At 55.1% G+C, this 21,941-nt stretch carries 19 protein-coding genes; 5 read left to right on the top strand and 14 right to left on the bottom strand.

Features of this window, described 5'->3' with window-relative positions; genetic code table 11:
- Positions 1-5 precede the first annotated feature (5 nt).
- The 6 genes from pelF to ACN082_RS00690 form a co-directional block, all read right to left on the bottom strand.
- Entirely contained in the window at positions 6-1,712 is a 1,707-nt protein-coding gene (pelF, locus tag ACN082_RS00715) for a GT4 family glycosyltransferase PelF (protein WP_419098938.1), read from the bottom strand.
- A 66-nt stretch (positions 1,713-1,778) separates the two neighbouring features.
- Positions 1,779-3,047, bottom strand: coding sequence for a hypothetical protein (locus ACN082_RS00710; RefSeq protein ID WP_419098937.1), 1,269 nt, complete (start codon positions 3,045-3,047; stop codon positions 1,779-1,781).
- Between the two features lie 354 nt (positions 3,048-3,401).
- On the bottom strand, positions 3,402-5,705 hold the full coding sequence (locus tag ACN082_RS00705) for an FdhF/YdeP family oxidoreductase (protein WP_419098936.1): 2,304 nt from the start codon (positions 5,703-5,705) through the stop codon (positions 3,402-3,404).
- Positions 5,706-5,746: 41 nt separating this feature from the next.
- A complete protein-coding gene (fdhD, locus tag ACN082_RS00700) occupies positions 5,747-6,613 on the bottom strand; it encodes a formate dehydrogenase accessory sulfurtransferase FdhD (RefSeq protein ID WP_419098935.1) in 867 nt (288 codons plus the stop codon).
- Entirely contained in the window at positions 6,600-6,908 is a 309-nt protein-coding gene (locus tag ACN082_RS00695) for a DUF6457 domain-containing protein (RefSeq protein WP_419098934.1), read from the bottom strand. Before ACN082_RS00695 ends, fdhD begins: the two co-directional genes overlap by 14 nt.
- 133 nt (positions 6,909-7,041) lie before the next feature.
- Positions 7,042-7,398: a DUF2218 domain-containing protein gene (locus tag ACN082_RS00690; RefSeq protein WP_419098933.1), complete on the bottom strand. Its 357-nt coding sequence runs from the start codon at positions 7,396-7,398 to the stop codon at positions 7,042-7,044.
- Positions 7,399-7,633: 235 nt separating this feature from the next.
- Between ACN082_RS00690 and ACN082_RS00685 the strand changes: the two genes are divergently transcribed.
- Positions 7,634-9,103 (top strand): NCS2 family permease, encoded by a 1,470-nt coding sequence (locus ACN082_RS00685; RefSeq protein WP_419098932.1) that lies wholly within the window; start codon positions 7,634-7,636, stop codon positions 9,101-9,103.
- 99 nt (positions 9,104-9,202) lie between these two features.
- The gene (locus tag ACN082_RS00680) at positions 9,203-9,625 is read left to right on the top strand and encodes a YchJ family protein (RefSeq protein WP_419098931.1); all 423 of its coding nucleotides are present in this window, start codon (positions 9,203-9,205) and stop codon (positions 9,623-9,625) included.
- Positions 9,626-9,677: 52 nt separating this feature from the next.
- Here the strand turns inward: ACN082_RS00680 and ACN082_RS00675 are convergent, their stop codons facing one another.
- A complete protein-coding gene (locus tag ACN082_RS00675) occupies positions 9,678-10,208 on the bottom strand; it encodes a helix-turn-helix domain-containing protein (RefSeq protein ID WP_419099438.1) in 531 nt (176 codons plus the stop codon).
- Between the two features lie 202 nt (positions 10,209-10,410).
- Complete coding sequence (locus ACN082_RS00670; protein ID WP_419098930.1) at positions 10,411-11,322, bottom strand: spermidine synthase; 912 nt, start codon at positions 11,320-11,322, stop codon at positions 10,411-10,413.
- 87 nt (positions 11,323-11,409) lie between these two features.
- On the opposite strand from ACN082_RS00670, the gene ACN082_RS00665 reads away from it, so the two are divergent.
- The gene (locus ACN082_RS00665) at positions 11,410-12,027 is read left to right on the top strand and encodes a GNAT family N-acetyltransferase (protein WP_419098929.1); all 618 of its coding nucleotides are present in this window, start codon (positions 11,410-11,412) and stop codon (positions 12,025-12,027) included.
- Positions 12,028-12,049: 22 nt separating this feature from the next.
- On the opposite strand, the gene ACN082_RS00660 is transcribed toward ACN082_RS00665, so the two are convergent.
- Positions 12,050-13,843, bottom strand: coding sequence for a WXG100 family type VII secretion target (locus tag ACN082_RS00660; protein WP_419098928.1), 1,794 nt, complete (start codon positions 13,841-13,843; stop codon positions 12,050-12,052).
- A gap of 4 nt (positions 13,844-13,847) precedes the next feature.
- Positions 13,848-14,390, bottom strand: a complete 543-nt coding sequence (locus tag ACN082_RS00655) for a hypothetical protein (protein WP_419098927.1) — start codon at positions 14,388-14,390, stop codon at positions 13,848-13,850.
- Between the two features lie 265 nt (positions 14,391-14,655).
- On the opposite strand from ACN082_RS00655, the gene purB reads away from it, so the two are divergent.
- Positions 14,656-16,089, top strand: coding sequence for an adenylosuccinate lyase (purB, locus tag ACN082_RS00650; protein ID WP_419098926.1), 1,434 nt, complete (start codon positions 14,656-14,658; stop codon positions 16,087-16,089).
- Positions 16,090-16,113: 24 nt separating this feature from the next.
- Entirely contained in the window at positions 16,114-16,977 is an 864-nt protein-coding gene (locus ACN082_RS00645) for a hypothetical protein (protein WP_419098925.1), read from the top strand.
- Between the two features lie 77 nt (positions 16,978-17,054).
- On the opposite strand, the gene ACN082_RS00640 is transcribed toward ACN082_RS00645, so the two are convergent.
- The 4 genes from ACN082_RS00640 to ACN082_RS00625 all read right to left on the bottom strand — a co-directional run bounded on the left by ACN082_RS00640 (position 17,055) and on the right by ACN082_RS00625 (position 21,549).
- Entirely contained in the window at positions 17,055-17,858 is an 804-nt protein-coding gene (locus ACN082_RS00640) for a di- and tripeptidase (RefSeq protein ID WP_419098924.1), read from the bottom strand.
- An 83-nt stretch (positions 17,859-17,941) separates the two neighbouring features.
- Entirely contained in the window at positions 17,942-18,739 is a 798-nt protein-coding gene (locus tag ACN082_RS00635; RefSeq protein ID WP_419098923.1) for a spermidine synthase, read from the bottom strand.
- Positions 18,740-18,794: 55 nt separating this feature from the next.
- A complete protein-coding gene (locus ACN082_RS00630) occupies positions 18,795-20,258 on the bottom strand; it encodes a hypothetical protein (RefSeq protein WP_419098922.1) in 1,464 nt (487 codons plus the stop codon).
- A gap of 61 nt (positions 20,259-20,319) precedes the next feature.
- Entirely contained in the window at positions 20,320-21,549 is a 1,230-nt protein-coding gene (locus tag ACN082_RS00625) for a DNA cytosine methyltransferase (RefSeq protein WP_419098921.1), read from the bottom strand.
- Positions 21,550-21,941: the final 392 nt, after the last annotated feature.

Below are 21,941 nucleotides of genomic sequence, written 5' to 3'. Positions count from 1 at the left end.
ACCTCCTAGCTATTGGCCTCAATGTAATCTATGTTCTGGTCACCTTCGGCAACAACCGCGCTGGGGACACCCGCCAGCGAAGTGTGTTCTTGGCCAGGCTTATAATCCAACTTGCCCAGCTTGCGATAGATGTAGTTATAACGGTCCATCACATCGTGAAGCTGGAAGAACTGCAGTACGCGTTCACGAGCGTTGAGACATAGCTGCTCGTAGAAGTCCGGGCTATTCATAATCCGCTTGAGTGCATCTGCGAAACCTTGCGGGTCACCGGCCTGGGTAAGAATTCCGCAACGCTCAACGTGTGAGCCATCCTCAGAGACAAGAACATCATCAATCAGCTGGGACATACCACCCACATCCGAACCAATCACGGGGATTGAAGCACTCATCGCTTCCAAAGCAACGATAGGCTGGCCCTCGTTGTAGCTGGGCATGACCAGCGCATCAAAGAGACCCAGCTTTTCACGGACATTAACGGTTCCGTGGAAGGTGAAGTAGTCTTCAAGGCCGCGCTCCGCGATAGCCTCACGGCACTTCTCATAATAGGACGGAAGATGTTCGGTGGGGCCCAGGCAGTCAATGTGAAGCTTGAAGCCTTCATCACGGAGAATCGCCACCGTCTCAATCAGGTCGATCAGGCCCTTAATAGGAACAACACGGGCAATAAAGACGAACTTCCAAAGGTGGTTTGTGCCCTCTTGAATAATCGTTTCACGGGCATGGCGACGGAGTGCGTAAGCCTCATTGACATCAGAAATCAGCATGCCGTTGGGCAAGATAATGGAGCGTTCACGGATGCCATGAAGCCCCTGAGCCTCGTCAATGGCCTTGGGGTAAAGGTAGGTAATCAGATCCGCGCTGGGGTAGCAGAAACGACCCATCTGAATCCACCACAGCATCCAGGCGCGCTCTTCGGGGGTAACATCAAAAACGTCGGGATCCTGGACAGTCACGGGGAAGGACATATTCCGGTCCAAGAGAGTGTTCACGGTGTCACGGACGTAGAGGTTATGTTCCGTTAGCAGGAAGCTGCTCCCATTATCTCGTGCCCCGGCAGCACCGATGAGAGATGCGTACCCTGTGGTGTGTGCGTGGTAAACCCTAGCGTAGGGAAGACGCTCATGCAGGAGCGCATAAGCAAGAGAAAAGAAGGTACGGATTAGCCAGAAAGCATCGGAAAAGCTCATGTTATCGAGCGGGAGGCGTTCAAAGAGCACCTCCATAAATTCCTTGCTACCAAGAAGCCCCCACCCGGGAAACTCCCGGGTTTTCTCTGAGAACATGCGGTCATAGACCCGCCACAGAGGATTAACATCGGCTTCTTCTGTGAGCGCATACAGGGCATCGAAGAGTTCGTGCGAAGCCGCAATCCGCTCCTGGGCATTCAGGTCTAGCTTCTTGGCGGAATCAGAATAGGACTCCCGGTGCTCGTCGAAGCTCAAGAAAATGGTCTTAACCCAGAGTACGTTCTCTGGGACCCCGTAGAGGTCCTTCATGGGGGAATCTCTGTCCCAGGCAATGTGAATGATGCCGAACGTCAGATCTGGGTTGCTGGTAATAATGTCGTGGACAACCGCCGAAACCCCACCCTTGAGATAGGGGTAGGTGGACTCCATCGTAATAGCCACATCAACATCAGGGTAGTTCGGGTCAGTGTAATGCGCGCCGGAATCAGGCTTAAGAAGTTCTTTGTAGGTGTTTTCTACAGTCATGGTGCCTATCTTCAAATGTCTAAAAGGTGCAATTTGGGGAAGAGCGATCAATAGGGGGGGAGAGAACTACCAGGTGACAGCGTGCCGCCAGAAAAGGTCGTAGGCAGGAAGTTTCCAGGTCTTGCGGAAGGCTATGTAGGCAATCGTGACAAGCACGACCTCACCAGCCATGATGATGAAGTAGCCATTGGTATTCGGGATAAGGGCGAAAGCAAGCATGCACAAAATCAAATGTGCCAGACCTAAGACCTGAGGAATCAGATGGGACCCCAAGTAATCAACCTGGTAGCTGTAGATAGCAACAGCCAGGAACATCCACGAAGACATGATGATGCTAAAAGCCAAGATAACCGAGTCTGGCAGGTAGAAGAACATGAAGACTGCAACGAAGACAGAGCAGATACCAGCCATCAGCAGGGTGCGCTGTGTAGCCTGCAGAACTCGGCGTTCCACCTTCTTCGAGTAGCTCTGAACCTGGCTATAACCTCTGGTCTGGATAGCCTCACGCAGCTTTGCCACAGCACGGTCAACCTGTTTTGCCTCAGCAGCGAAGAAATAGTTATAGGCAACAACAGCAGGGATAAGACCCATGTAGATGGTGACAACCTGCAGTTCGCCACCCTGGGAGATAAAGAAGATGTACTTATCTGCCCAAAGGACGGTACCAATGAGGAAGCCACGGAGCATCTCGCGTGCAACAACAGGGTAGTAAAGCCGTTTGAAGAGGCTCAGGTAGCCAATGTAATCGCGAATTACAAAGAGCATGACCAAAATACCCATGAGAGGGGGGAGGAACCAGATCTTGGGGGCGATCAGCAGGGCAAGGGCGTAGGCCAGCCAGGAGAAGCCCCAGGCCTTACGGCTATCGGTGGGCAGATTAGCCACAACCAGAAGCTGCCCAAACATGACGTTTAAGAAACCCAGGAGCAGGAAAGCCATCAGAACGGTCAGGTTCCAGTGCAGAGCAAAGTAAAAGGGAAGAGCGAAAAGGATGAGCGCGGGCACTACTGCCAGGCAGGTTGAGACCCAATATTCGGCGAACCTTTTGGTGCAAGCCTCCAGATCACGCTCCCCCAGCAGGTCGTCCATAGCTTTATAGACGGGCAGGCAGATGCTCTGGGACATCCAGGGCACAGTAATGGAGACTGCCAGAATCACCTGTGTGAGGGCTACACCGCCCAGGGTCACCTCAGAAATTTGCGGGGTGACTAGCGGAAAAATAGTGGTTAGGAGGATGACGGGGGATAGATAAAGCAGAAATTGAATCAGAAATTTACGCTTTCGTGGATTTATTATCTTGCCCCGACGAGTAGATGTCATAAGTGCGGTTGACATAGGTAGATCTTTCTTAGGTGCGATTCCCTCTTCTTTATTTAGAACCATTATCCCAGTATCGGTGCTTGTCAAAAGCAGGGTTTTGCCCCCATTCAGGCTTTGTCACCATAATGTGGGACAGAAATCCCGGGCGAAAACTGACAAGTAAGCCAGGAGCTCAGGGTGAGGACCCAGCACCCGTCCCCCAAAAGGGGTAAAAGAAACATAAGCGCTAGTCAGAGTCATAAAAATGGCATAAAGAATGCCAGTAAAGTCGGGGCATCACATTCCGGGGCGCATATTTTCTAGACCCCGGTCAGCAGAACTTTAAAAGGAAAAGGGGCAGACCTAGCGGTCTGCCCCCTCCCCAACTCGCTATACCTCTGCTTGCCGCCCTAGAGACTCAAGGCGCACCAGCACAGACTTATAAACCGGCGTATTGGAACCTTTAGCTGCTGAATCCAGCGGGACCAAAACATTCCCCTCAGGAAGATAAACAGAGCAACAACCGCGCGCGTGATCATACTCAATGACGCGGAAGTTAGGGGCGCGGCGCTCCCCGTCCTCCCAGACAGAAACAATATCGACCAGGCTGCCATCCTGCAGGCCCAGCTGAGCAATATCATCCCTGTGCATAAAGACAACTCGGCGGCCCTGACGAACACCCCGATAACGATCGTCAAGCCCGTAAATGGTGGAATTGAACTGGTCGTGAGAGCGCACTGTTGATAGCAAAAGGTGACCGGCAGGAAGATCCAGCACGTTTGTCTCGTTCACCGTTAACAAAGCCTTACCGTTCTCAGTATTGAAAACACGCTCACGCGGGCCATTAGGCAGGTAGAAGCCCCCGGGCTTCTCTATGCGCTCATTGTAGTTCTCAAAACCAGGCACAGTGGCCTCAATCGCATCACGGATCAGAGCGTAGTTATCAATCATGGGCTGCCAGAAGTCATCCCCAAAAGTTTCGCGCCCCACCGAGCAGATGATATCTACCTCAGATTTCAGGTTCAGGTCATTGTTGGCCTTACGCTTACCGACGGAGGCTGAAACAACCCCAAAGGAATTCTCCACGGTAACTTTCTGAGGGCCACTGGCCTGGATATCCTCATCGGTTCGAGCACGGACCGGCAGAATCAGGGCTTTTTCCCCGGGCCAAGCATGTGACCCGTTGGGCTTGGTGGAGAGGTGGACCGTCATCTCCTGGCTACTCATGGCCTTCTCACAGGCAGCGGTATCGGAGGCAACACGCACCAGGTTTCCACCCAGAGACATAAAGAACCGGTTACCACCATCACGCATCTGGCGTAGCGCCTTAACGGTATCTAAACCATGCTCACGGGGAACGGGAAAACCGAAGTGCTCTTCAACTGCTGCCAAGAAGGGCTCAGGCATCTTCTCCCAGATACCTACCGTCCGGTTGCCCTGGACATTGGAATGGCCCCTAAAGGGTGCGCTACCGGCGCCCGGCTTACCGATATTACCGGTCAGGAAGAGGAAGTTCATGATCTCACGCAGGGTGCCTACCGACTCGCGGTGCTGAGTAACGCCGAGCGTCCACGAAACAATAGCGCTCTCGGCCCGCTCCACCATGTCAGCAACCCGAGCCACCTGAGCGGCAGAAATGCCTGAGCCAACTTCAAGCTCGGCATCATCAAGGCTCAGCAGATGCTCCTTGAGCTGCTCAAAGCCGCTGGTGAACTTGTCGATAAAAACATGGTCCAGGGCATCACGCAGAATCAGCTCCTTATTGAGCTGTTGGAAGAAGGCGCGGTCACCATCAAGACGTACCTGCAGGTACTCATCGGCTAGTTTCTCTGGAACCACCATACCCATAGGTGACTGAGGCTCCCGAAAGGCCATCAACCCGGTTTCAGGCATGGGGTTGAGCACCACCATCTTGCCGCCGTTTTCCTTCATTTTCTTAAAGCTAGTGAGCGAACGCGGGTGGTTGGTGCCGGGGTTCTGCCCCACAGAAATCAGCAGGTCGGTGGTTTCAAGGTCGCTCATGGTGATGGACCCCTTGCCCAGACCCGCTACCTCTTTAAGGGCTACCCCCGTTGATTCGTGGCAGAGATTACCGCAGTCTGGGAGATTATTTGATCCCAAGCGTCGGGCCAGTAGTTGGAAAGCATAGGCGGCCTCGTTGGAGGCCCGACCGGACGTATAAAAAACCGCTTTTTGAGGGTCAGTGCGCTGGAGTTGCTCAGCGATCAGGGCAAAGGCTTTCTCCCAGGAGACGGGGCGGTAGTGGTCATCACCGCTGGAACGGTCATAGAGAAGAGGTTCGGTGATACGCCCCTGCTTACCCAACCAGAAATCCGTCTTAGTTCGTAGCTCTGTCACTGAGTAGCGTGCCCAAAAATCAGCCCCCGCCCGATCAGCAGTGGTCTCCTCCGCAATAGCCTTAGCACCGTTTTCGCAGAACTCCACAAGATTCATGTCATTCTGATAGGGCTCAGGCCAAGCACAGCCTGGGCAATCTACGCCCCCGGGCTTATTCATAGTCAGCAAAGGCAAGAGACCCCGCGCAGGAATGGCATGCTGCATTGCGTGGATAACTCCCCCAGGACCTGCCGCCACCTTTACTCGATGACCTACCTTAGGGTTATCAAAGGCCGTGGGGTTAGCGCCCTCGGCCCCCGACAAGGAACTACTCTTTTGCCTCAACACTTTAGCCATAGCATCATTCTAGCCCCCTGAGCACACGGGATCAGAGAATCTCACCTGCTATGTTCTGCTATATGCCCCGCATAGAGAGTAAAGCGATTATCCCGAGTGAAAGCAATGAGGGTCAAGCCCGCTTGGCGGGCAAGATCAACAGCTAATGAAGACGGCGCAGAGACCGCCACTAAGGCAGAAAAACCAGCTAAAACAGCCTTCTGCACCAGCTCAAAAGAAGCCCGGGAACTAACCACAAGGGTCTTGCCGGGCACATTCATATTCTGCCCAGATTCTGGCTCCCCCAACCCCCCCTTTAAAAGCAGATAGCCAATAACCTTATCCACAGCGTTATGGCGGCCAATATCTTCGCGCGCAACGAGCATACTGCCCTGTGAATCAAAAACAGCCGCCCCATGAATTCCCCCGGTTTTACCAAAAAGCACCTGCCGCTCCCGGAGCTGCTGGGGAAAATCCAGTATCTGCTGTGGAGTCAAAGCCGCAGGCGCAATCGACCTGTTGGCCTTACCCATAATCGACTCAATAGAAGTAGAACCACACACCCCGCAGGCTGAGTTCGTCACGGTCAGCCGCACATGTTCCAAGCCCGGAGCGAGGACTGCGCCTGCACTGGTCAGATCCAGCACGTTATAGGTATTAGCGCCATCTGGACCGGTAGCCCCGGCACAGTACCGGGCAGCCCTGATGTCCTCTGCACCGCGAATAATGCCCTCAGAATGTAAAAACCCATGTGCCAGCTCAAGGTCATGCCCCGGCGTGCGCATGGTGGTGGTGATAACACGCCCATCCAGACGGATTTCTAGGGGCTCCTCGGGGGTCAGCGACTCAGTTCGACGACTAGATGTGAAGCTACCATCTTCACCCAAGACATAGCGGGTTGCCGCAAGGCTACGGTTAAGCCTGCCCATCAGCTTGCTCCACCACATCGTCGATACCGGCGATAGCCATAAGCGCTTGGGCTATCGCATCGGGTGTTGATAGAGCGCCAGCCTGACCAGAACCGGCTTGAGCTGCAGCATAGCCCACCAAAAAAGCCGCCAGGGGTGCAGCGGGACGAACCACACCGTGCGCTACCCTCTTGGTCAAGCCAAGTAAGTGGGGGGTTAGCTCGCTGATAAGCGCTGGATCAAGGTCTAGTTGAGCAGATGCCCGGCGCAGGAAGTCACGAGCCATCTCTAAGTCACCAGGATTTTTCTCAGCCATAGCCCTCCAGGTCAGGATCAAAAAGGTTCCCTTCCAAGATACACTCCCCCGCAAGCCCCCTGGGACAGCCTCTCAACACATCCCAAAGGCGATAGCGGGCAAAGCCCCACAGTGAAACCCCTGAACCTATCTGTCAGCGGAGGCTCTCAGGGGTAAAACTGACCGCCAGCCCCTCACGCTCACCAAACCGCTCCAGGTGGCGACCTAAAACGCCTTCAAGACCTTCGCACTTCTCGGGAGTCCCAGCGTACACCTTAAGAACCAGGCAACCCTGCTCCTGCCCCGATCCCACGAGAAGATCCCCATACCCCCTGAAGTTCCCGTCACGATTAAAAGTTAGGCGGTAGCCCCCCTCAATCTGCTCTACCGGAATTTTATGCCCCATGTGCGAAGCGAGTTGCTTGGCATACCGAGCCGGGCGCTCCGTAGTCACAACTGCGCGCGAACGAACAGTTAAACTCTCAAGAGCTGGGTAAGCGGAATCAGTCATGGGTAAACCTTTCATGGTAGTTAGGCACACCTTATCTTATAGGGCATCCGTAAAAAGCACTATGGCACAGGCATCTCCCTCCCCTGCGCAAGATTAAAACCAGCCCCGGATACCTCAGAAAGTGTAAAAGGCGTAGACTAGACAGGTACATTAGAGCGCTACCACAGTCTCCGATACGGTGGCGCTCTCTCATTTCTGGGCACACACCCACACGAGTATCTACGGATTTTCACGAATGTCTTCTGAGAACACCGCGGCTCAAAAACCCGCAACCACCAGCGCTATCGACAGCTTCTTCAAAATCACCGAACGTGGCTCAACCCTAGCCACCGAACTCCGAGGCGGCCTGGCCACCTTCTTTGCCATGGCCTACATCGTAGTCCTCAACCCTCTCATCCTGGGGCTATCCCCGGACGGCGCAGGCAGCACCCTCGGCGTTGAACGAGTTGCCGCCGCAACCGCGCTTATCGCGGGTATCCTCACCATCGTCATGGGTCTGTGGGCCAAACAGCCCTTCGCCATGGCAGCCGGCCTGGGCGTCAACGCCCTACTCGCATCAACCATTGCCACCACCCCCAACCTCACCTGGCCCCAAATCATGGGCCTGGTCGTCTGGGCAGGTATCGTCATGGCAATCCTAGTTCTTACCGGCTTCCGCCGCGCAGTCTTTGACGCCGTACCCGAATCTCTTAAAACCGCAATCGTTGTAGGTATCGGCCTCTTCATCTCCCTCATTGGCCTGGTCAACGCCGGCATTGTACGCCGCATGCCCGACGCCGCAGGTACCACCGTCCCCGTCTCCTTCGGTGCTGACGGCCACCTCAACGGCTGGCCTACCCTGGTCTTCCTCTTTGGGCTCTTCCTAACTATTGCCCTCTTCATTCGCAACGTGCGCGGCGCAATTCTCATCGGTGTAGTTGCCTCAACCATCCTGGCCATCATCCTAGAAAAAGTAGCGCCCTCTGGCTCATCCCTTGACTCAGCAACCGGCTGGTCACTCATGATCCCTGGCATTCCTACCCAGTGGGTAGGCCACCCCGACCTCTCCCTCATTGGCTCAGTGGACATGGTCGGAGCTTTCTCCGCAAGCTCCCTAGGAACCCTGGGCGCCACCATGCTCATGTTCGCCATCCTGCTCGCCGTTTTCTTCGATGTCATGGGAACCTCGGTAGGCCTGGCTACTGAAGCCGGCACCATAGATAAAGACGGCAAGATTGAGAACATCGACCGGGTGCTCCTCATAGACGCGGCAGGCTCCGTACTCGGTGGTGGCTCATCGAGCTCCGCACACCAAATCTTTGTGGAGTCCGCAACCGGCATCGGCGAAGGCGCCCGTACAGGCTTTGCCAACATGGTCACCGGCGCGCTCTTCCTGCTGGCTGTCTTCATCTCACCGCTGGTATCTATTGTTCCTTTCGAAGCAGTAGCACCCGCGCTAGTTGTCGTCGGCTTCCTCATGGTCCGCCAGGCCATCCACATTGATTGGACCGACTGGGGCCTGGGTATCCCAGCCTTCCTGACCATCATCATGATGCCTTTCACCTACTCCATTGCCGACGGTATCGGTGCAGGCTTCATCGCCTTCACCTTCATCCGCCTGGTCCAGGGCCGCGGTAAAGATGTACACCCCATCATGTACATCGTCTCGGCAGCCTTCCTGGTCTTTTTCGGTATGGGCATCATCGAAGGTTGGATGCACAGCTAAGCCCGCAAGAACCCCTATAGTTCTAAGCCCCGCCCCCTCTTTGCGTCACCCCCAATACAGAGCGGGCGGGGTTTCTTATTCCCTGTTTTAATTGAGGGCATGATTGATTCCACAACACGTTGCCCCTGCGGAACCGGCGACACCTACGGCTCCTGCTGCCAGCGCTACCACCGGCAATTCGCTCAGACCGGTGCCCTCACCGCCCCCACCCCTGAGGCTCTCATGCGCTCCCGCTTCACCGCTTTTGCCCTCAACCTGCCTGACTATCTACTGGCAACCTGGCACCCCACAACCCGGCCACACTCTCTAGAGCTTGATGAGAGCCTACGGTGGTACCGGCTCGATATCCTGAAAGCCACCGGCGGGCCCTTCGACCCCCAGGGAACCGTACACTTTGCCGCCTACTACCGGTCAGCACCGGGTACACCCAAAAGTCAGAAGGTGGGCGGGCTACAGACCGAAGTTTCCCAATTCACCAGAGAAAAGGGGGTCTGGTACTACCTTGACGGCGCTGTCGAGTAGCCCACGAAAAAAGCACCTATCAGGGGCTCAACAAGCAGGATTTCTGCAAGAACTAACCAATCATGCTCTTTAAGGCATACACAGTGGAATGGCTACCCTGACTACCCACCATCACCACGTCCCCGCGCTCCAACAGGGGACGTAAAGCATAGCGCACCTGAGCAAGGCTTAAGCCCAGGCGCTCTGCCAATTCTGGTGCTGAAAGCTCACCGCCCCGGCCTAGGGCATCAACAATATATGGGGAATTCTTGCTCAGCCTTACCGGCGATTCAGCTACCGCAGACACTACAGGAGCAAGCTTCGCAGATTCAGGAGCAACCTGGGCTAGCGGCTCAGCCCGGTCAAACCAAAGAATCACCTTAAACTTAACCCCGCTGTTAATAAGCTGAGGAGTGGGGGTAGCCTCATTCCGAGCGAGGGAGGCAATGCCCGCCTCTACCGTGGCATCCACTCCAACCGGGGTAAACCCGCTCTTGTCATCGACACCCAGGATCAGGGTCCCGCCATCGGGCATATTGGCAAAAGCGGAGAGTGTTTGCCCTAGATTCTGCGGTAAACCCTCCCGGGCGGCCTTGACCTCAATCTCAGTGCTATCAAAGCCTCGTTCCCGAAGTAGGGCAAGGGTTTCTTCAAGTCTCTGGGCGTTCTATTCCATAAGTCAATGATTCTCAGTGATAATTCTCAGTGAGGTAGATTTTTATCAGTGATACCCTCAGTGTTAAGAGTGAGGACTTGCCCCAAGAGCCACTAGCACAAGACTATTGCTCCAGGGGAAGAATTTGACGTTACCCGCGTAGCTCTCGATCTAGTTGGACCGTATCCAGGTTCGGGGCGCCATCCCGCCGGGGCTGGGCAGAGCGGGCAAAGTCTCGGACCCAAGCATCGTCCTTGTACTGGGCGGGGACACCGCCACCCAGCAGGCGTTTGCTAATAGCGGCCGTTACCAGCTCCCCCTCCACGGGGAGGGGCGAATTAGAACCGGCGATAATCACGTTGCCGCGGCGACGGCCCTTAAGCATGGCCGGGTCAGCCACAATACAGGTATGCTCAAATACCCGGGCGATAGCAGCAGCCTCGGCCCGTGCACCGTTGAGGTTACGGTCATCGCCGCAGTTGATGATGTACAGCCCACCGGGCGCTAGAGAGCGAGCGCCTAGCTGGGTGAATTCAAGGGTGGTTAGCGGCTCAGGAGTGATATAGCCCGAAAAAACGTCACGGATGATGATGTCCCGCGACTGGGGAGTGAACCCCTCGGTGACCTGACGGGCTTCACCCACGCGAATCTTAACCAGGGGGGCCTTGGGCAGTTCAAACCACTCACGCACATACTCGGCTAACTTGCCGTCAAGTTCCACCACGGTGTTACGCGACTGCGGGTAGATATCGGCCAGGTAGCGGGCCATTGAGCAGGCGCCACCGCCCAGGTGGGTAATTCGGAGCTTGGCGGGATCGCAGTGGGCATCCACGAAAGGCTCAATGACAGCCGCTAGCCAGCGCATATACTCAAAATCTAGCTCGCGGGGTTTACCCAGCACAATGTGGGAGGACTCCATGCCATTGATTTCTAGCACCCAGCCACCGGGGGTGTAGTCATCCTCAATGAGTTCAGCGATACCGGTATCAATAGGGTATTTACCCTCAACTAGGGCCTCAGGGGCCTCTACCGTCGCCTTAGGTTTTCTTCTTCGTTTAGCCACCCCTCTAGCCTAGTGCTTCTTGGGCCGGGCAGTAGACTGGGTAGGGTGAGAGAGCGGTAACGCCGGTAGAAGAGGAAGGAGGCGGCTGTGGGTTTTGCGGTAAGTGGCAGGTATATCCTCAGCCCGGTGGGCACTGAGGACGGAAGCACCTATGTTGAGTTGCAACTTCAGTGCCTGGCCCAGACCTATAACACCCTGGTAGACCCCGAGTTCGGTGCCCGCCAGAGAGCTGCCGCCGAAACCCTGCACCGGGAGTTTGCTGAAAATATTGTAGCCCCCGGTGTACGAGCCTTTTTCGCCTACGAGAACCCCCAGTGGACACCGACTTCCGGCACTTCTTGCACAGTCGGTACCGCTCTTGACTGGGGTAAGCCGGTGGGTTTTGCCCTCTCCCGCCCGGGCCCCCTGCCCTGGGAGTACGAGGTAAACCTGCCCCTAGCGCCGGAAGGCACACGGGACCTCACCCACCTCTACACCCTAGAGTCCGTTCAGGGGACCGGGCTGGGAGCCGCCCTCTTTGATGCGGTACTCTACCCCGACGAGCCGGCCTACCTCTGGTACATCATAGGTAACCAGAAAGCAGTGCGTTTCTACGAGCAACGAGGCTTCGAGCTAGAAGGAAGCATCATTGATTGCGGTGGTGCCTGGGGGAAGGCTCGCACAGCCCGCATGGTGCGCGGGTTGAGCATCGAAAGCAGCGACTAAGCACCCCCTCCGCAGAGCTTAGCTACCCGGCAACCAGTTCAAGTTCAGGCTCAAAAATCTGGATGGGGCTCCCCAGCCCGGTAGCCGGAATATCAGGAGCTCCAAGCAAGCCGCCCAGGTTCTCCAGATGGTCCTGCAAGGTAGCCTCATACACCTTGATCTTATGATCCGGAACAGGAACCGGCGGTTTGCTAGCTCCCTCCTTGGGGTGGAGTGGCTCAAGGATCGGGTCAAAAATCTCTACACCCCCGATGTTCACCTCCCCCAGACTATGCTCTACAGCTTGAACCAGATCTTCCGTATCTTGATAGAGATCTGCCGGGTTCACGTCTAAACTCACTCCCGTCATGATCTCCGCCGCTCCATGGGCAGCTCCCATAGCACCTATCGCCCTTTGCTCATCCTGGGTGATATCGGGCTTCTGGGTGGTTCCAGAATAGATATCAGCCTTCACCGATACATAGCCAGCAAAGATTTCTTCAAGCTCCGGGGACGGTTGCTGCGCTTCTGGCTCCTTGCTGGCTATCTCCTGGTACTCCTGTGCACCGTGAATACCTCCTGAATCCGGTACAGCCGTGTAGACATGGGACTCATCGGGCTTATAGTCCGGGCGATCTCCACTCAGCATAGGAACATAATCCTCCCGATGGCGCAGATCAACGTGATGGATGCTATCGCGCACTTTGAGATGGCCAATTGGGCCAGCCTGGGTCACCAGCCCCTTGACCCTGTAACGGGAATTGATGGTGTCATTATTAGCGAGGGTAGCCGCTGCGGTAGCTCCCTGGCTAAAGCCCATAAAGGATATAGTTGCCCCCTCGGGGACCCCGGCGTCCTCTATAGCTTTCTCCACCAGAGACATGAGGGCCGTATAGTCTTGCGGGGCAAGGTGCGGGTTACTGCTGGATACAGTGCCAACGGTGCCGGGCCAACTATTGACACCCCCCTTATAGAATCCAGCCAGTGTATCCTCGAGGTTACCCCCCAAAAGATTCCCATCTGTCCCAGGAATAGTCACTAGGTACATGGTTTTGCCCGTGGTGGGGTTAACCAGCTTCTCCACCACAATATGGTCCCACTCCCCCTGGTAGCCCTGGCTAGCCATGTAGGTATCGCCTCTCTCCTCGATCTCCTTGACCTGCCCGAAACGGTGTGTAACGTCCTGCGGTGTGATCGGAACGGGCCCCATAAAGGCTGCTGCCTCGGTTTGATCGGTAAAGAGGTCACCGGTCATCTCCCGCTTGGCGCGTAGCCTTCCGGTCATACCCAGTCGATTAACAAAACCGTTAAGGGTAGAAGCCCCTCTTGCTAGGAGTAAATATCCACCGGGGGTCTTCCGGTAAATATCCAAGAGAGGCAACCCAACTTTTGGGGCACTACTGCTAAGAACCAGGCCACCCTTGATCACCCTAATTTTGAGACTGTCAACCGTGTAACCGAAGGCAGAGCCATAGGCTAGTGCTAGAGACTTACCCTGATTGGCAGCAACAGTAAATCCGCCCATAAGAGTTAGGGCAAAGGTCTCGGCTTCCTCGTAGGCCTGAGCCGCTTGGCCGACAGCTCGGGATAAGCGGCGCGTACCCGCAACCAGGGCAGTAAGCCCCGTTGAAGTCACACCCAGAGAAGTGAGTGCCTGCGCCCCGTTGCCGCTAGCGTCCAGAGGGGCCAGCAGGGCAACCTGGGAAGTAATGCCGAGTAGAGCGTTCCCCGTCTGATCGTACCGATCGGCAACACCGTTCAACTGGTCAGAAAGCGGCCCGAGTTCAGACATTTCCACCGAGATGCTTGAGCCAAGCGAAAGAAGTTTCTGGTTCATGGCTTTACCTCCCTACTCCGGCTAAGGCTGTGGAGACTTGGGCCAGTAGGGGGTTGTTCATGGCCTGAACCAGCTCCGCGTGTAGGCCAGGAACACCGGCCTTCTGTGCGTAGACCACGAAGTCGTCCAATACGTCCTCGATCACTCCCATGCCACTGAGCGCCAGGTCTAAGGCCGCTCCCGCCGCCTTAACCGCCGTCGCAGCGGCCTCAAGTTCAAGGGCAACCATCTCACCAGAAATCCGGATGTGATGGGCTGTTTGGTCAAGCTCGCCCCACAACCGTTGGCCAGCTAAACATTCAATCTCAAGACCTTTCTGGAAGGCACGACCTGCCGCGGAGGTCCACTGCACCTGCCCCGCTACCCGCGCTGTACCGGTTGCGGTGTGCACATGGACAGCTTCACGGCTCACCTGCTCAGCCAGCGAAGCGGCCCAGTTGCGGACTCGCTGAGCCATATCCAGTGCGCCCGCGCTGGCCTGGGCCGCACCGCTACTGGCCCAGCCTGACCTGCCGGCGGCTTGCACAATCTCATAGATCGAGGGCATGCCCTACCTCCTCATTTATCGGGGTACCTTTGTGCCTACACCTTAGGGGCCGTAATTCGCACGGTGAATGGTGGGCAGGTCTGTGGAAGAAAGCCGCCGGGCAGTTCAACCCCACTTCCAGCAGAATTGGTGAAGCAGTGACCACCCATGACACCGCCCTATCCACAGCCTGACCTGTGCGCAGCTCAGCCATACAGCCCCCGGACTGTCCCAAAGCCGCCCCAAAACCGTGCGCGCCGACACGTTCCCATGAGAAACTAGAAATATGTCTCATCGCGAAAACTGCACAACCCTGCCCTCTGGCCGCCACTCACTTACCGGCGCCAACCTAGCCCTCGGTGCTCTGGATGGCCGCTACAAAGCCGCTACCGAACCGCTTGTTGACTACCTCTCGGAGGCCGCCCTCAACCGTGACCGTGTGCACGTAGAAATTGAATGGTTCATCTACCTCTGTGACAAGCAGGTTCTGCCCGGTCTAGAGCCCCTCACCGATGATCAGCGCACCGGTCTGCGCGCTATCGTCACCGAATTCACCGAAGAATCCGCCGCTGAATTGGCCGAAATTGAGGCCGTCACTGTTCACGACGTTAAGGCCGTTGAATACTTTATCGCTCGCCGCTTAGAACCCTTGGGCCTGGGCCACCTTAAGCCCCTGGTACATTTTGGGTGCACCTCAGAAGACATCAATAACCTCTCCTACGCCCTAGGCATCAAGGACGCGGTCACCAACATTTGGTTGCCCGCCGCCCGCGGCCTGGTGCAAGAGATTATGAAGCTGGCAGAAGAGGCCCGTGAGGTGCCCATGCTCTCGCGTACCCACGGCCAGCCTGCCACCCCCTCCACCCTGGGTAAGGAGCTGGCTGTTTTTGCCTACCGCCTGAACCGGCAGATAAAGCAGGTTGAAAATGCTGAGTTTCTGGGCAAAATCAACGGCGCAACCGGCACCTACTCCGCTCACGTCATCTCTGTTCCGACCGCTAACTGGCAGAAGATTTCTGAAGACTTTGTGACCGGCCTGGGCTTGGACTGGAACCCGCTGACCACCCAGATTGAAAACCACGACTGGCAGGCCGAGCTCTACTCCTTCATGGCCCACTTCAACTCGGTACTGCACAACCTGTGCACCGATGTGTGGAGCTACATTTCGATCGGTTTCTTCCGCCAAATTCCTGTGGCTGGGGCGACCGGTTCATCGACCATGCCCCACAAGGTCAATCCCATTCGTTTTGAGAACGCCGAAGCCAACCTGGAAATCTCCAACGCCCTTTTGAATACCTTGGGTGCGACCCTGGTGCAGTCCCGGTGGCAACGCGACCTGACCGACTCATCTTCACAGCGCAACATTGGTGTGGCTTTTGGGCACTCTGTTCTGGCAATTTCTAACGTAGTCAAGGGCCTTGAACGCCTGGATATCGCTACCGATGTCATCGCCCAGGATCTGGATGAGAACTGGGAGGTTCTTGCCGAGGCCATTCAGATGGTCATGCGTGCCGAAGCTATTGCCGGTGTTGAGGGCATGGAGGACCCCTACGAACGCCTCAAGGAGCTGACTCGTGGTCAGCGTGTGGATGCGGCCCGTCTTAAGGAGTTTGTTGCCGGGTTAGGGCTTTCGCCCGAGGCCGAGAAGCGCCTGTCAGAGCTGACCCCGCGCACCTACATTGGCCTAGCGCCTCAGCTACTGGAGCACGCTACACGCTAAAGCCCTATCACTAAAGTAATAGTTATGACCGAGTCCTCTGAAGCCCAGCAGATACCTCTGGCGGTGCGTCGCCTGCGCAAGCTCTACGCCCGGAACCCGCTGGCGACCCCGGCGGAGCTCATCCAGCACCTAGGCAACATGTTTGTGCGGGACTTTACCCTGGTGGGGAGCGCCCAGGCAGGTGCCCAGGAGCTGACACCCAACCTGCTCGGAACGGTAACCCGTCACCAACGAGTGGCCGGGCTGACCCAGGCCGCCGCTCATCTGGGCGCCCTCAAAGAGGGCACTGCCACTTACACTCGGGCGGCAAGCCAGGGGATCCGCACCACCGGGCAGGTAGGTAGTTCCCAGGCCATCAAAACCTACCTGCACGGGGTGGCCCTGATCTATGGCATCCCCGTAGCCAATAGTGATGAGGCCGCACAAGCGGTGCTGGGCACCGATGTTAAAGACTTACTGACCCATATTGAGACCGTCCAAGAGCCTACCGGCAGCAGGCCGAGCCAGATCAATGTGCTGGGTGCGGTAGCCGCCATTGGCCTGCGCAACCCTCAAACCCTGCTGCTGGTGACGGCAGGTGAGCAGCTTATTAAGGCTGGCGGGGCGATGCTAGCTAACCAGAGCACCCGCAAAGACTTTGCCCAACAGCTGATCGCCCAAGTAGAGCAAACCCTGGGGCAGGCCCCGGCCCAGTTCAGCCATGAGACTTTAGAACTTATGGGGAGCCAAAACCCCACCGCCCAGCCACCACAGGAGATAGCACCGGTAGAGCAGATGCGCCCCAGCACCGAGCAGGAGTTAGCAGAGGCTAGCGGAGTTTCTGCGCGCGGTGCCCGGCTTGCGGCTCGGGCCTTTGTGAGAGCTCGTGCCGGCTTGCGCAATAAGTAGGTAGAGAAAACCCCGCCACCCTAGCCCCCTAGAGGGCCTGGGCTGGCGGGGTCTAGCCCCCGTGCAGGGAGAGATTCTTACGAATCGAGCTGGGCGGCTTCCTCTGCGCTGGAGCTACCAGCTGCCGGCTCCGACTCCTGCTCTGCAACGAACTTGGGGGCACGGTCCATGTTGAGTGCATCGGGGAAGACAGCAGGTAAGGAACCGAAGGTCTCTTCCACAGCCTTGACAACGTTCTTCCCGAGGGCCAGGTTAGCGCCACCCCCCACAACCGCACCTATGCCAAAGGGTAGGGCCCGGCCCATGAGGGCACCAGACTGGCGGGCCAAGAATCGTTTGAAGAACATATTGCGAATTGTGCGCTCGATACTGAAAATCTTGCCGGAGTCCTTGGAGCCCATCATCATGCCCCACTTGCGGGATGCCCCGCCGGTCTTACCTGTGTGGGCCAGAATCGAATTCATGAGCACTGAGCCATCTTCGCCTAGCATGATAGCCATAACCATGAGGCGGGCCTTTTCGGGGTCATCAACGTGAACGCCGTGCAACTCGGCCATAGCCTGGGCGTAGACGGCGGTGCGCTCCATGTAGCCACCTACGGCTAGGGCAGAGAGGCCCAGGGAGGTAATGGTGCCCAGGCCGGGCACAAAGGCAGTGGCTCCTACAGCTCCACCGCCTACGGTGACATCCCGCAGGTAGGCCTTTTCTAGGCGCTTAGCAATTTGCTGGGGGGTTTCCTGGGGGTGCTTCTGGCGCATTTTTTTGAGCAGGGAAAGGACCAGGGGGCGCTGTGCTTTGAGCACGGTATCGACGGTGCGGGTTACAGCGGGCTTAGGCTGGCCGTTGGAATCAAAGGCACTGGATGCGTTGAAGTTGAACATAGTCTCAGCTTACAGCCTGTCTTCCTAGAAACACAGTCTGCTTACTAAAGCCGGTGTACGCCTAGGGCGTTAAGGCAGTGGACCTACCTGCTTAAGGGGCCTTGCAGTAGCTCAATCAGTTCGTCGGTACCCAGGGCGGAGGCCGGGTGCGGACCTGCACCAACCAGGCGCGTGGCAGTCTCCGGGGCGAGCGCATCAGCAGACCCCACCAGAATCAGGTTGCCGGCCTGCTTGCCGGTCAGCATGGCGGTATCTGCCAGGCACCAGAGGTGCTCAAAGACCTCAAGCAGGGTACGGGCCTGGGCGCTAAAGAAAGTCAGCCCGGCGTCATCGCCCACATTGACCACCAGCTTACCCGCCGGGGCGAGCACCTGGCGCAGGTCGGTGTAAAACTCAGGGGTGGTCAGGTGGGCAGGGGCCTCCCAGCCAGAAAAAATATCTAGCACCACCAGGTCCACCCCAGCGGGGGTATCAAGCTCCTCTGCCAGCCGGGGTGCGGCGGTCGCGGCGTCCTCGATCAGCACCCGACAGTCGGTGCCCTCCGGTAGGGGCAGCTCTTGCATGACGAAGCTGGGAAGTTCGCGCTCAATGTCCACAGCCAGTTGGCGGGAACCGGGTCGGGTGGCTTGCAGGTAGCGCACCAGGGTCAGGGCACCGGCCCCTAAGTGGGCGGCGGTGATGGGCTGACCGACTGGGGCTAGTATGTCGGCAAGGTTGCCGATACGGCGCAGGTACTCATAGAAGATATAGCTGGGCCGCCCCAGATCAACGTGGGACTGTTCGGCCCCACCGATTTCTAGGATGTAGCCGGTGTCTGAAAACCCGTCGCGGGCAACAGAGGCCGAAAGCCCCGAAAAGGAAAGCTGGATAGCGCGTGACATGCCCACTAGCTTACAGAGCGTAAGTAATTATTGAGAGGCTCAGACAGACCTCCCCTTACTCTTCTTCACTTTCCTCAATCAGCGCGAGCTCTTGGAACTTTTCAGGTTCATTAGGCCAAAGATGCCTCAAATCCTTATCACTAACTTTTATAAATTCCATGCCAATATGGCCTTCATCAAGTCTAATCAGCTTGATACCATCTAGGCCTAGCTCATCGAGTTTGTCACGAGTCAAACGTTCGTACGGGGCTAGCTGGAAAACCTGCGAAAGTATCCAGCTACCAAGAATCTCTTGGCTGCCCTTCGACATTATTTGTTTGTTGCTGTCCCCAGTGATGATAGCTTCCATTTCAACGCCAGATTGGGTAAGCGTCAGCTTGAAAGTACGCTGATCTATATCGAAATCTGCTTTCCATTCTCTTCCCACTTTGTGCAACTTTGATTTTGGCTCTCCGGTAGTAGTAGCTCCGAAGAAGAAAGGGTATGTTTCATGGAATTTATAAGCTTTAGGAATGCGGATTTCTACCTCGTTAACTGGACGGGGTTTGTTGGAGCCCTTCTGCTTAGACTTTGACAGACGTATATTGAAACCAGACTTTTTATCCACCTCACCAGCTTTTGTATCTTTTAGCTTAACCAGTCTGAAAAGAGGAAACACAACGTACTCTTCAGGCTCTTCTTCAATGGTGTCGAGTGCTGCAACAAAGTCAACGTTTGCTGGAATGCCTTCTTTTACCGGAGGTAGGTTAGCACCAAACTCGTTTTCAAGCATACGCATAAGGGCGGCATGAGGATCCTCAAAATAGCAGACTTCAAACTCATCAACAATGTCACCATCAGGGCATTTTTCTCGGTGGTTAAATCGCATATAAAGGGTGGAATCAGCCGGGGTGTACTTGAATTCATGTACCCCGTCGGTGAAGAAAATAGCTGTTACCCTGCTGTTAGCATCCGGCTCAGTGTACGAAAGCCTATACTCATCCATAAAAGGATAGTCAGCCTCACCAACATGGACATATCCGTCCTTTGCCGGTGAAAGGTAATGATAGAAAACATTTTCAAAAGCTGACTCTGGTGTATGACCAGCACCGGCAAGAAGGTTCTGCGTTGAGCGTAGCTTCTGGTTACGCAGTTCCGCGATACGTTTGATAAGCCGACCGTATTCTTTGTCAGCAATCCATTGTGACCAGCCCTCGTTATTAGCAACCTTCTTGAACTGCATAACTTTCTGCATAGAGCTAGACGAGTTCAAAAAGGTCTTGATGCCTACGAGGTCTCGTTTACCTTCACAAGGGCTGGGCACCATCACATCATAGGGGTCGTTGCCTCTGTCTACGACCTTACCCTTAAAGAACCGGGCAAAAACCGTCTCTTGGTACTTTGATGAGATAAAGGCTGTGCGGTCTTCTGATCCTTCAGATTTTTGGCGAAACATAGGCGACAAGGCACCAAGAGCCTGAATCGACTTGATGTACAGCTCACGGCTCTGTGCGTCGTATGAATCCCAAATAGTGCTCATGGTAAGAATCCTCATTTGAATAAATAACGGATTTTAACCATACGATTAAAGCTTCTAGGCTCTACCCAACAAGAGTAAGAAACTCAAAAGATTTCTCTTTTCGCACTTGCTCGTAGAAGTCACGTCCTGAAAGAACAGGGATGCTCTCGATACCAGCTTCAGCCCGTGCCTCAGCATCACTCAGCCATTCCTCACGGCAAGCCTCGTTCTCAAAGAAGCGGATCGGGTAAGAACGCCCTGACATTCGACCGTCCATCTTGGTGTAGATAATGGCAGGTAATTGCTCAGTAACAGGAGACTGATTTCCCAGCTCAGATACCTCCAAAGATTCTTTAATCTTCTCGGCTATCCTCTTGATAACAGGGACTGCTACAGAGTTGCCAGCCTGCTTATATAGCTGACCATTCGCCATTTTTTCAGGTAACTTGTAATCAGCAGGATAGCCCTGGACATTGAAAGTTTCCCGCGGGGTTAGTTTACGAATACGTTTATCATCAGTAAGAATCAAAGGAACATTATGCCCACCTGTACCCATATTAGCGGTTAGGGTTGGAACAACACCCGACTTATTTTCGCGAACGTACTGGCGACGCCACTGATAAGTTGTATCTTGCCTTGTCATTGATTCTTTAAGTTGCGGAAAGAATGCCTGCTTATCTTTTTCGTAGTAATAGCGCTCATCTTTCTCAACAGCAAAGTCAATAACTTCACGCAAGCTCTTCTGCAAAGGAATAGGTGAAGGGAATTCAAACTTTTCATAGGCTTGCTTATCTTTGAACCCAACCACGTAAATGCGTTCTCGGTTCTGAGGAATACCACCGTAGTCTTTAGCATTTAGTACCGACCATTTCACGTAATAGCCGGCATGAACGAGGAACTCACGGATAACTTTAAAAGTATTCCCATCATCATGGGTTACGAGGTTTTTTACATTCTCAAGAAAAACTACAGCCGGTTGTTTTTCTTTAACGATGCGCATGGTCTCAAAGAAAAGGTCTCCTCGCTCATCCTCAAAGCCTTTTCTATAACCTGCAATAGAGAACGCCTGGCAAGGGAATCCAGCAAGTAGAACATCCGCTTTCACCGCACCTAGCTTTCCTTGGGAAGGTTCAACGGTACGAATGTCTGCGCGCTCTAGGATATCCTCGCCGAAGTTGGCTGCAAAGGTATCTTGTGCATTCTTATCGAACTCATTGGCATAGACAGTCTCGAACGATCCAGCCTGTTCAAAGCCAAGGTCGATTCCGCCTACTCCAGCAAAGAAAGATATGACCTTATAGGTATCACTCATGGCGTTGCCCTCACCCTCTCTCAAAGTAACTTGTATGAATCTACCGCGAGCCCTTACTGTTAAGCGTGAACCTCTACGGCGCGGCGGCTAAGGTTTTTACGTGATAGCCCCCATAACTACCTAAAAAAGTAAAGAATCCCCATCCTCTAAGCAGTGTGCGCTCGGCTGAATGCCCACCACCGCAAAGGTTAACGCTAATGAATCATCCTCGCAGAGGACGCACGTTATAGTCCACCCACAAGTCTGTTTTGAGTTGGCAGTCCATAAAATTGTTTAACAGCAATAACCCCAAGAGTTTATCCGGTTTTTCAGGACAGTGACTTTCAAGGGGCTTTCAAAGGGGAACCTACTACAGTGGTCGAGTGAAATAGAAAGACACATATCTACGTTTG

Origin of the sequence: Rothia sp. CCM 9417 (genome assembly GCF_048513575.1) — a bacterium.
Taxonomy (GTDB): Bacteria; Actinomycetota; Actinomycetes; order Actinomycetales; family Micrococcaceae; genus Rothia.
This window is presented reverse-complemented; position numbering and strand designations above follow the sequence as displayed.